Origin of the sequence: Candidatus Planktophila sp. (assembly GCF_040402315.1) — a bacterium.
Classification (GTDB): Bacteria; Actinomycetota; Actinomycetes; order Nanopelagicales; family Nanopelagicaceae; genus Planktophila.
In genome coordinates this window covers 1-10,863 of the sequence record NZ_JBBAMU010000028.1, presented here as the reverse complement: position 1 = coordinate 10,863, position 10,863 = coordinate 1, and the positions used below count along the sequence as shown (strand labels likewise).

At 48.0% G+C, this 10,863-nt stretch carries 11 protein-coding genes; 10 read left to right on the top strand and 1 reads right to left on the bottom strand.

The window, feature by feature from the left end; all coding sequences use genetic code 11:
* Positions 1-27: 27 nt before the first annotated feature.
* The 10 genes from AC9UEP_RS04975 to AC9UEP_RS04930 all read left to right on the top strand — a co-directional run bounded on the left by AC9UEP_RS04975 (position 28) and on the right by AC9UEP_RS04930 (position 10,500).
* The gene (locus tag AC9UEP_RS04975) at positions 28-1,080 is read left to right on the top strand and encodes an NAD(P)-dependent alcohol dehydrogenase (RefSeq protein ID WP_509544591.1); all 1,053 of its coding nucleotides are present in this window, start codon (positions 28-30) and stop codon (positions 1,078-1,080) included.
* A gap of 76 nt (positions 1,081-1,156) precedes the next feature.
* A complete protein-coding gene (locus AC9UEP_RS04970) occupies positions 1,157-2,131 on the top strand; it encodes a quinone oxidoreductase family protein (RefSeq protein WP_509544588.1) in 975 nt (324 codons plus the stop codon).
* A 286-nt stretch (positions 2,132-2,417) separates the two neighbouring features.
* Positions 2,418-4,031 (top strand): ABC transporter substrate-binding protein, encoded by a 1,614-nt coding sequence (locus AC9UEP_RS04965; RefSeq protein ID WP_509544585.1) that lies wholly within the window; start codon positions 2,418-2,420, stop codon positions 4,029-4,031.
* 127 nt (positions 4,032-4,158) lie between these two features.
* The gene (locus AC9UEP_RS04960; RefSeq protein WP_509544583.1) at positions 4,159-5,028 is read left to right on the top strand and encodes a carbohydrate ABC transporter permease; all 870 of its coding nucleotides are present in this window, start codon (positions 4,159-4,161) and stop codon (positions 5,026-5,028) included.
* A gap of 3 nt (positions 5,029-5,031) precedes the next feature.
* A complete protein-coding gene (locus AC9UEP_RS04955; protein WP_509544580.1) occupies positions 5,032-5,868 on the top strand; it encodes a carbohydrate ABC transporter permease in 837 nt (278 codons plus the stop codon).
* Positions 5,840-6,958 carry an ABC transporter ATP-binding protein gene (locus AC9UEP_RS04950; RefSeq protein ID WP_509544578.1) on the top strand — a complete coding sequence of 373 codons (1,119 nt, stop codon included), beginning with the start codon at positions 5,840-5,842 and terminating at the stop codon, positions 6,956-6,958. The genes AC9UEP_RS04955 and AC9UEP_RS04950 overlap by 29 nt, the downstream gene beginning before the upstream one ends.
* Before the next feature lie 2 nt (positions 6,959-6,960).
* On the top strand, positions 6,961-8,034 hold the full coding sequence (locus AC9UEP_RS04945) for an ABC transporter ATP-binding protein (RefSeq protein ID WP_509544576.1): 1,074 nt from the start codon (positions 6,961-6,963) through the stop codon (positions 8,032-8,034).
* Between the two features lie 131 nt (positions 8,035-8,165).
* Positions 8,166-9,215, top strand: coding sequence for an amidohydrolase family protein (locus tag AC9UEP_RS04940; RefSeq protein WP_509544573.1), 1,050 nt, complete (start codon positions 8,166-8,168; stop codon positions 9,213-9,215).
* Between the two features lie 41 nt (positions 9,216-9,256).
* A complete protein-coding gene (locus AC9UEP_RS04935) occupies positions 9,257-9,592 on the top strand; it encodes a metal-sulfur cluster assembly factor (RefSeq protein WP_509544571.1) in 336 nt (111 codons plus the stop codon).
* Entirely contained in the window at positions 9,583-10,500 is a 918-nt protein-coding gene (locus AC9UEP_RS04930) for a hypothetical protein (RefSeq protein WP_509544568.1), read from the top strand. Before AC9UEP_RS04935 ends, AC9UEP_RS04930 begins: the two co-directional genes overlap by 10 nt.
* A gap of 18 nt (positions 10,501-10,518) precedes the next feature.
* On the opposite strand, the gene AC9UEP_RS04925 is transcribed toward AC9UEP_RS04930, so the two are convergent.
* Positions 10,519-10,863, bottom strand: a 345-nt coding sequence (locus AC9UEP_RS04925; RefSeq protein ID WP_509544565.1) for a putative PEP-binding protein, incomplete at its 5' end; no start/stop codon positions are given.

The following is a 10,863-nucleotide window of genomic DNA, read 5'->3' as shown; positions in this document are numbered from 1 at the left end:
AAACTTTTAGGAAAAGGAAAAGGAACAATGAAAGCATCAGTACTTCATAAATACGACGAGTCTCTTACTGCAAGTAACTGGGTCACATATGAGGATGTTCCAGATCCAAAGATTACTAAGCCAACAGATGTGCTGGTAAAGATTGGTGGCGCCGGCGTCTGCCGCACCGACTTGCACGTGATCGAAGGTCAATGGCGTTCACGTATGGATCCAGATGGCAAGACCCTGCTTCCATACATCATGGGCCATGAGAACGCTGGCTGGGTGGAAGAAGTTGGTTCCGAAGTTGTTGGCCTTAAAAAAGGTGATCCAGTAATTTTGCACCCACGTCTATCTTCTGGTTTTGAAATTGAGCACCGTCGCGGTGAAGATATGCACGGCACTGGAACTTTTCCGGGAGTAAGTGAGAACGGTGGCTACGCCGAAGCACTTGTCACCAGCGTTCGTAACATTGTGGCACTTCCTAAATCACTCGCTCCTAAGGCAGTTGCTGCCTATGCCGATGCTGGTCTTACCGCTTATCACGTTGCTAAGAAAGCATCTCGCACACTTTTGCCAGGCCAGTTTGTTGTGGCCATCGGTGCAGGTGGACTTGGACATATTGGTATTCAATGCTTGAAGGCAATGTGCGCTGCTGAAATTATTGTGGTCGACATGTCAGATATGGCACTTAAGTTGGCAAAAGAGAGCGGGGCCGATCACGTCATTAAGGCTGATGGCAATGAAGTGGAAGCTGTTCTGCAGCTGACAAAGGGCTTTGGCGCGGAAGCGGTAATCGACTTCGTGGGTGAGAAGGGTTCAATCAAGAAGGGTCTAGCAATGACTCGCGCACTTGGTAACTACTACATCGTTGGTTACGGTGAAGATATCCAGATTTCAGCACTCGATCTCATTACAACTGAGCGCAATATCGTCGGTAACTTGGTCGGAACTTGGGCAGATCTCAACGAGCTCATGTCCTTGGCTGAGCGTGGATTAGTTCACCTATCCACCGTCGAGTACTCATTAAAAGATGCCGATCAGGCGCTACATGATCTCAACGCTGGCAAAGTTAAGGGTCGCGCAATTCTGGTTCCTTAAGAAAAGCACAAGAAGTTCTAAGTAATACCTTGTAAAGTCTCGGAAAAACCACCTCATCGAAGGAGATGAACTGCCCGTGAAAAAGATTGAAATCGCGCGCTTTGGTGGCTCCGAGACTTTGCAATTGGTAGATGCACCTATCGCTACCCCTACAGGGACCCAGCTATTGGTGAAGGTGGCAGCCGCAGGTGTTAATTTCGTAGATATCTATCAACGCAATGGAAATCCCGTTTATGGCATGACTACGCCATATACCCCAGGCATGGAAGGCGCTGGAGTTGTCGAAGCAGTGGGAAGCGATGTCGCAACTATCAAAGTTGGAGATCGCGTTGCCTGGACCTGGGCGCTGGGAAGTTACGCCGAATATGCAATTGTGGAGGAGACAAAAGCGGCAATCGTTCCACCGGGCCTTGAGTTAGAAGAGGTTGCAGCATTTATGTTGCAGGGAATTACTGGCCATTACCTCACCAGCTCCACTTATGAAATAAAGCCGGGGGATGTTGCACTTGTGCATGCTGCCGCCGGCGGCACTGGAAGTTTGATTGCACAATTAATTCTTCTTAAAGGTGGAACCGTCATTGGTACGACATCCACCGAAGCCAAGGAAGCAACTGTTCGAGCACTAGGTGTGCAACATGTGATTCGCTATGACAAAGAAGATTTCGTGGAAGAAGTAAAGAAAATTACCGGTGGTCGCGGAGTAGATGTGGTCTATGACGGAGTGGGTGCGAAAACTTTTGATCAATCACTTCTTTGTCTAAAATCCCGGGGGATGATGGTGCTCTTTGGCGCCGCAAGCGGAGCCGTTCCACCATTTGAAATTATGCGATTGAATTCTTCTGGCTCTCTCTTTCTTACCAGGCCAACACTTGCCCATTACGTGGCAGATGCCGCCGAATTTAAGGGGCGCTGCGATGCGATCTTTGATTTATTACTCAAAGGCAAGTTAACGGTGCGCATCGATAAGCGCTATGCCCTGGGTGATGCGCATAAGGCACATGATGATTTAGCCAGCGGCAAGACCAGCGGCAAGCTCATCCTCGTTCCCTAGCGCAAGCTGCCGTGTTATCAAATTGTTATAGAAATCGTGTTATCAAACCGTTATAAAGGCCACTGCACAAGCGTTACGGGGTGATAGCGGATTATGATTCTTTACGATCTCAAACTACCTAAAATATAAAAATTGTGCGTAATATTTGGGTGCTGCAAAAGTTGCGAGGGAACTTCGGGGGAAATCTCGGGGAGAAGCTTGTGAAACTTGGAAGCGAAATTTCATCTGATTATCTTCAGATGAGTTTTAAATAACACTCTCAAGAAATATTCCTGAAAGGAATTTTATGTTCACAAAGAACGTTAAGACTCTACTTGCGATAGCGCTTCCAATTGCGCTTGCTGCATCAGTAGTAGTAATTGCACCTGCATCAGCAGGTGGAACTCTTACTCGTACACCAGGCCAAGAAGTTTCATACAAGGCATACGGTGCTGAGTACGCAAATGTTGCAACCACAGCTGATGGAGACGACTCATGCTCATGGTATGAGACATCAAAGAAGGATTACTCAGGTAAGACTCTTCGTGTCCTCACTCACGCAATCCCTAACATGGGTAAGCCAACAGCGCTTCACGCTAAGCAGTTCGAAGCGCTAACAGGTGGAAAAGTTGAAGTTGAGCACGTCTCATTCGGTGACCTCTACGCTAAGCAGCTTCGTTCATACCAGACAGATACAAACCAGTACGACGTTGTATTCAATGGTTCATACCAGATTGGTGATTTCCACTCTTACTACGCAAAGGTTCCAGATTCAGTAACCAAGGGCAAAGGTTCACTTGCAACCCTTACACCTTTGTACAAGGAACTTTACAAGTGGGACGGCGAGACCAAGCTCTTCGGTATCGACGCTGATCGTCACTTCCTCAAGTACCGTACAGATGTCTACGAGAATGCAGCTGCAAAGGCTTTCTACAAGTCAAAGACTGGCAAAGAGCTTGCAGTTCCAAAGACATGGAAGGAATACAACCTTCACGCAAAGACATTCAATGGCTACAAGGCAGCAGGTCAGCCTGCGGGACTTAAATTCTCTGGAACAACAGAAATCACTCAAAAGGGTGGCCTCATGTTCGGTGCATTTATCGACCGCGTTGCACCATATGCAAAGAATCCAAACGTTAAGGGTGGATTCTGGTTCGATGAAAACATGGTTCCACAGGTCAACAACCCAGGCTTCGTTGCTGGTCTAACTGACTTCATTGAAGCAACCAAGTACATGCCAGTCGGTGGAAAGAACTTCGACCTTTCAAAGGAAATTGAATCCTTTGGACGTGGAGATTCACTTCTTTCTTACACATGGGATGATGCATGGTCAAAGTCAAATGAGCCAACAAGCGCAATCAAGAACAAGGTAAAGGCTGCACCTCTTCCAGGAGCTGAAAAAGTCTGGAACCGTGTGACAAAGAAGTGGGATACACCTGCCGGTGGAGTCAACTACGCGCCATACATCGCATGGGGTTGGTCATCAGCAGTGACAGCTGCATCACCTGCAAAGGCGATGGCATTTGATTACCTCTGCTTCTGGGCAAATAAAGCGAACCACAAGCTCGATCTCACCATTGGTGACATGGGCGTAAACCCTTCACGTACAGAAGACTTCACATCTGACTTCTGGGTAAAGGAAATGAACTGGGGCAAGCCAGCAGTAGATTCATGGCTCGGAACAATGCAGAACTACGAGAAGAACACCAACCGTGTGTTCGACCTCCGCGTTCCTGGCGTTTCTGACTACATGACAGCGATGGAAAATGCTGTTGCAAAGGCCCTTGCAGGTCAAGCAACACCACAAAAGGCACTCGATGAGGCTGCTAAAGAGTGGAAAGCAATTACAAAGCGTGTAGGTATCACTAAGGTGAAGTCTGCATACCAGAACGTGATTGCCTTGGAAGATAACATCTCCTAAGTAACTCGTTTAAAGGTGTCGCGCGGTCAAATTTTTTGGCCGCGCGACACCCATGAGTTTTGCATATTGACCCGGGTAGTGGTTTTATTGCGCCTTCGATAGCGGGCAGAAGTGGAGCAGGATCTCAGTGAAAAAAGGTTACCCACGCTTCTTCCTTCTTCCAGGCTTGCTCTTGCTTATCGCAATTATTATCTTCCCGCTTCTCTTCACGATCCGTGTGACATTCTCAAGCTGGAACGTTTCCCAATCTGGACTTAATTTTATTGGTGGAGAAAACTGGGGCGAGATGGTTCGCGACACCCGATACTGGAGCTCACTTCTCAGACTCTTCTATCTCTCATTTTTAACGGTAGCAATTCAGTATGTCCTCGGCTTTGCCATCGCGCTCTTCGCTTGGAAGGGAATAGCAGCGCGCCGCTTCTACCGAGTTCTCTGGTTGATTCCAATGATGACAACACCATCACTTATGGCGATCATCTGGCGCTCGATCTTCACCGAAGATATTGGCGCACTCAATGGACTTCTCTCACGTGTTGGCCTAGACCCAGTTAACTGGCTCACCGAAAGTGGACCCGCTAACATTGCAATCACTGTGGTCGAAGTCTGGCAGTGGACGCCATTTATGTTCTTGATTCTCTTAGCCGGACTTCTTAGCTTGCCGAAAGAACCATTTATGGCAGCGGCAATTGATGGCGCTAGTGCGTGGAAGACATTTGCGCGGGTAACTTTCCCAATGATGGCGCCAATCAGTATTGGTGCAATCATGATTCGTTTAATTGATGCCTCAAAGATCTTCGACTCCGTCTTTACTATGACGCGAGGTGGTCCTGGAAATGCAACTGAAACACCGGCGGCCTATATCTTCCAGCGCAGTTTGCAGGACTTCCAGATTGCCTACGGTTCCACCCTGGCACTGATGTATTTGATTCTCGCAATCTTGACGCTGACTATTATCGGAAAAGTCTTTGCCCGTCTATCGAAGCCTCGGGGGATCTAACTGATGTATAAAGTCTTAAAGGCAACCTTCATCACTATCTGGAGCCTCTTCGTTCTCTTCCCAATCATGTGGGCGATTACGACTAGCTTTAAGCCAGAGTCTGCCGTAGTAAATGGCGCAACCTTTATTCCATTCTTGGAGTATCAACCAAGTCTGATTGGTTGGAAAGCAATCCTTCCTGGTCCAGATTCACTGACAAATCTGCTGACACCAACGCTGAACAGCTTTATCGTCACCGCCGGAGCCACCGCAATCTCACTAATCTTCGGATCATTGGCCGCCTACGGTCTTTCTCGCTTCACCTATGGCTGGAAGAACTACAGCAACGCTGACATCATCTTCTTCTTCGTTTCCCAGCGCATCATGCCGCCGGTAGTTCTCGCTATTCCATTCTTCCTCTTGCTTAAAGAGCTCAAGCTACTTGATACCCACCTCGGATTAATCCTGGTTCTTACCTCCGGCTTGATGCCGATTGTGGTCTGGTTGATGGTTGATTTCTTTAACGCACTTCCACGCGAAATCGATGAGATGGCGATGTTAGAAGGATGTAATCCAATCCAGGCCTTCTTTAGAACAATCCTGCCGCTATCTAAGCCAGGTCTGACTGTCGCTGGCATGTTCTGCGTCATCTTTGGCTGGAACGATATCTTCTTCGCACTCACACTCACCGCAACAAAGGTGCTTACCTTGCCAGTTGCTGTCATCGCCCTGAACGGCACGGTGACGCCTTATTGGATCCTGGCCGCCTCCACTGTCTTCTCAATTATTCCGTTGGTCGGGTTAGCTTTTGTGATTGAACGATTCTTATCTCGTGGAAACCTTGGCGGAGCTGTTCGATGAAAGGTATCAAGTGACTTTAACACTTAAAAACGTCTCGGTAACTACCGAAAAAGATGGTGTGATCCTGGACAATATCTCCTTTGAATTTAAGCCTGGCCGTATCTACATCCTGATTGGACGTACTACATCTGGCAAGACCTCGCTGATGCGCGCCATCGCCGGCCTTTTGCCTATCGATAGTGGTCAAATCACCATGAATGGTGAAGATTTTGAGGATAAGCCAATCTGGGAACGCGATGTTGCCGTGGTCTATCAGCAGTTTATTAACTACCCCAACAAGTCAGTTCTGCAAAATGTTGAGTTTCCGCTGCTTCGTAAAGGGCTCAAGAAGTCAGAGGCGCGTGAAGTTGCCCTTGCTTCTATTAATAAAGTTGGGCTCGGTGATTACCTTGATCGCAAACCAGCACAACTATCAGGTGGCCAGCAACAGCGGGTGGCGCTAGCTCGTTCCCTTTCTCGTCAATCTCACATCATGTTACTTGATGAGCCACTGATGAACCTCGACTATAAGCTACGCGAACAACTTCGAGTTGAATTTAAGGAAATATTTAACGCTCAAAAAGATGCAGTAACAATCTATGCCACGACCGAACCTCCGGAGGCGCTCATTCTCGGCGCTGAGATCTTGGTGATGCACGAGGGTCGAATCATTCAATACGGCAGCCCAACAGAGGTCTATGAGCAGCCACAGTCGACCACAGTGGCGCGTGTAATCAGCGATCCTCCAATGAGCATCTTGCCGGTCTCAATCTCTGCCGGAGAAATTCGTTTTGGTGATGGTTATTCGCAACCAATTCCGGCGAAGATGAAGAACTTTAAAGAAGGTCATTATCAAGTTGGTATCCGGGCAAATGACATTGTCATTGCTAAATCTGGTGGGGAAAAGGGAACCATCTCCTTGGTAGAAGTCTCTGGTTCTGAGACCCTGGTCTATGTTGATACGCCAGCCGGTGAAGTAGTTCTTCAAATGGAAGGTATCCACGACGTAAAAGTCGGTGAATCAATTTCGATTGAACTTCCGGGCAACCGCTTATTCCTATTCGAAACTAATGGGGCGCTCTGTGTCTCACCAGATAGCGCAGGGGAGTAGCAATGGCTAAAATTACGCTCTCAAATATTGGGCATTCATATAATAAGGATAAGGATCAATCAACCTGGGCACTTAAGCCCCTTGATATGGTCTGGGAGTCCGGGAAGACCTATGCCCTCCTCGGTCCTTCTGGCTGCGGCAAGACCACCATTCTTAACACCATCTCAGGTCTGGTAACCCCGCACCAGGGCCGTTTACTTTTCGATGATCAAGATGTTACCGATATCCCTACGGCGCAACGAAATATTGCGCAAGTCTTTCAATTCCCAACCATTTACAGATCCATGTCGGTATTTGAAAATCTCTCATTCCCATTGGTCTGCCGCGGCTGGAAGCCCGAGAAGATTAAGGCGCGAGTGCATGAGATTGCTGAGATCCTAGAGATCACAGATAAGTTGGGTCGCTCAGCGGTCAAGCTCGGCGCCGATGAGAAGCAGTTGATCTCACTGGGGCGTGGTCTGGTCCGCGATGACGTGAGTGCGCTACTGATGGATGAACCGCTGACAGTGATTGACCCACAATCTAAATTTGAGCTACGTAAGAAGATCAAGGCTATTAATAAGATCAATAACTTGACCGTTATCTATGTGACCCACGATCAGTATGAGGCGATGACCTTTGCTGATGAGTTGCTGGTCATGAGCTTTGGTGAAGTAATCCAGCGCGGAACCCCAGAGCAGCTATTTGAAAAGCCTAATTCAAAGTATGTCGGTAACTTCATCGGCTCCCCAGCCATGAATTTCTTGCCGGTGGAAGCGAAATCAAGTGAGATCTACTTTGGTTCGACAAAGTTAAAGACCAGCTCTGCCCACACAGCGGTCACAGGCAAGGCCATTGAAGTAGGAATTCGCCCGGAGTACGTTTCACTTGTAACGGGTGCGGGCGAGAATGTGATTGAGGCAGAGCTACTAGGCCATGATGACCTGGGTAGCGTCCGAGTCCTTAAATGCGTCTCTGGGGGCTTGCCAATCTCGGTCAAGATCCCACGTAGCGATGGGTTGCCCACTGGCAAGAGCCTCTTTCTCAAACTTCCTTCCGAGAAGTCCTGGCTCTATCAAGATGGGCATCTCGCCTAACCCTTCGTTATCAGATTGTTATATTTAAGGCCATTTCCCGCTGCAAATCACCTTATTTTCGCCTTGCGGAGTGCATCACTATCACCTACATTTTCTTAAACACATTTCGTGTGCAAGAAGAAAGGGAACACATGAAGGATGGCAAATTTGTTCTTGATGCGCATACCGGTTTCTGGGATGCCAGCAAAGAGAATATTAAAAATGAATATGGTTTAGCCTTTGTTGAAACATTTTATGCTTTTCAAAGTGGCTTTAACCCAGCGGATCCGAAATGGACAATGGACTTCGATAAGGAGTTCCGTAAAGTAGATCCAGATTGGTATTTGCACCACATGTTCGTGCGTGGTGAAATGGATATGGCTATTTTGTCAACACAAGTTTTATCAGATTTCTATCACACAGGTTTTACAAACTCAAAGCGCAATGCTGAGATGGTTGCTCGCGCACCAGAGCGTCTTATCGGACTTGGTGGAGTAGATCCACGCGATAAGAATGCAACTCGTCAGATGCGTGAACAAGTTGAGCAAGATGGCATGAAGGGTTTCAAGTGGTACACCGCTGAATGGCGCGGAGAATCACGCGGTTGGAAAGCAAATGATCCAGCTGTATTCCCATGCTATGAAGAGGCAATTGCAATGGGCGTTAAGAACATGCACTTCCATAAGGGCCCTGCTGTAGAGCCTCTTTCAATGGAGAAGTTTGACGTCTATGACATTGACGAACCATCATCACTCTACCCAGAACTTAACTTCATTGTGGATCACATTGGTCTTCCACGTTTGGATGAGTTCTGCTGGATTGCTGCACGTTCAACAAACGTGTATGCATCACTTGCAGTAGCAAACGCATTTATTCACAAGCGTCCACGCTACTTCGGTGAAATGATGGCGAACCTACTCTTCTGGCTCGGCGAAGACCGCATCATCTGGGGAACAGACTTCCCAATTTGGTATCCACACTGGATTCTTGATGAATTCATGGAATACCAGATCCCAGACGATATTGCGGAAGAGTTTGGCGTTCAGTTAACTCCAGAAATCAAGGCAAAGATCATCGGTGGAAACGTTGCACGTCTATACGGCATTGACACCGATGCAAAGCTCAAGACAATTGAGAACGATGAATTTAGCCAGCGCCGCAAGGAATTCCTTGCGAACCAGGAGACATCCGTCGTCGCTTAACTCTTAAGCAACCAATTAGCTACTAAAAAAAGAAAGAAGCCATGTCTACAACATCCATGAGTATCGAAGAAGAGATTCGTACTGCGGCAGGTAGCGTTCCCGATCCTGAAATCCGCAAGACCATGGCTCAGCTAGGCATGATTGATGAAGTAGAGCTGAGGGAGGGTGGTAACGCGATTATCCGTTACCACCTGACCTCGCCTCTCTGCCCATCACCGTTTGCTATCTCCATCGGGAAAGAGATACGACGTCGCGTAGAACAAGTTGAAGGCGTCACCCGCGCCACCGTTGAAATTCGCGATCACTTCATCGCTAAAGATATTGCGGCAAAGGTCAATGAAGTTGATATTGCAAAGGATGCACCACCATGGCTATAAGGTATGAAACCGGCAGTACTTATTTTCCTGGCTATGAGACAGCTGAATCGGTTATTGAATACTTATCGGCAGATGAAGTGGCGCGCAGAAGTCTTAAGAATCGACGCGAACTCTCACTCTTAGAAATTCCTTCGGTAATGCGCGTTGCCTGCATTTTGGCCGAGCGCACCAGAAAACCAGATATTTGGATCCGCAGCGCTGTTACAACCCTTGATCGATTCGCGCGCGAAGTCTGTGATGGAGATTTAGAGGCAGCGCTCAAGGCCGGTCAAGCTGATCCGCTGACAGCAGAGCTACTTAATCAGAAGTATTTACAAATGCATCAGGATTTAACTTCCGTCCAACTGGCAGCCCTGATTTTGGGACCAAAACTATGGTGGACATTTCATGGAGTAGATGTGCCTTGGGTGAAGCAATACACCACCGTGCCACGTCCACACATCGCCAATAGCAAAAAGGGCGATTTCGACCCAACAACGCGCTTGCTGATGCTTAGCCTGGTCGCGACCGGACTCGACTTTGAGGAGTTGGAAAAGCTTAAGGTGAAGGACTCTGGCTCACTGGATATCGATGGAAATATCGTTGAAAATCCCTATAGCGACCCACTTGCGCTGCAGTTTGAGACGACAGAGGGACCTCGGATCACCTTCTTAGGCGAAGAGGCGCGTGAAGCGCTCCATCAGCAATTGGCAATCCGTAATCCGAAATCTGAGAATTCACTCTTTGCTGATGCCGCAGATTTCAAGCGATTTAAGGAGCATGCTGCCACTCGAGCCGAGTCCATTATTGAAACCGTGAACGGTGTGAATAGTGAGCTATGCAAAACTGTCGGAGATTTCTTCCTGGAGTGGGGAATTCCAGGACGTAATTACTGGAAAGAGAACGGCCTTACTCGTCCGGAAGATTAAAAAATCGGTACTTGGCTTTTAAGTACTAGAGCTTGCTGGGCCTGCCATATTTTCTAAGACCACTGCTCTACCTGATTCCAAGCGCGCTATCGGCACTCTAAATGGTGAGCAGGAGACGTAATCAAGGTTTAATGAGTGGAAGAAGTGAATACTGCGTGGATCTCCACCGTGTTCACCACAGACACCAAGCTTGAAGTCAGAGACGTGCGCGCGGGCTTGCTCGGTGGCGATGCGCACCAGCAGCCCCACACCATCTTGATCCAGTGATTCAAATGGGTTAAAGGGCAGTAGCTCTAAATCTAAGTAGCGCGGCAAGAAGCTGGACTCAACATCATCGCGACTAAAGGCCCAGGTCATCTGGGT

Coding starts and splice junctions, on each gene's coding strand:
- AC9UEP_RS04975 (WP_509544591.1), top strand. CDS start 28: ATGAAAGCATCAGTACTTCATAAATACGACGAGTCTCTTACTGCAAGT.
- AC9UEP_RS04965 (WP_509544585.1), top strand. CDS start 2,418: ATGTTCACAAAGAACGTTAAGACTCTACTTGCGATAGCGCTTCCAATT.
- AC9UEP_RS04955 (WP_509544580.1), top strand. CDS start 5,032: ATGTATAAAGTCTTAAAGGCAACCTTCATCACTATCTGGAGCCTCTTC.
- AC9UEP_RS04945 (WP_509544576.1), top strand. CDS start 6,961: ATGGCTAAAATTACGCTCTCAAATATTGGGCATTCATATAATAAGGAT.
- AC9UEP_RS04940 (WP_509544573.1), top strand. CDS start 8,166: ATGAAGGATGGCAAATTTGTTCTTGATGCGCATACCGGTTTCTGGGAT.
- AC9UEP_RS04935 (WP_509544571.1), top strand. CDS start 9,257: ATGTCTACAACATCCATGAGTATCGAAGAAGAGATTCGTACTGCGGCA.
- AC9UEP_RS04930 (WP_509544568.1), top strand. CDS start 9,583: ATGGCTATAAGGTATGAAACCGGCAGTACTTATTTTCCTGGCTATGAG.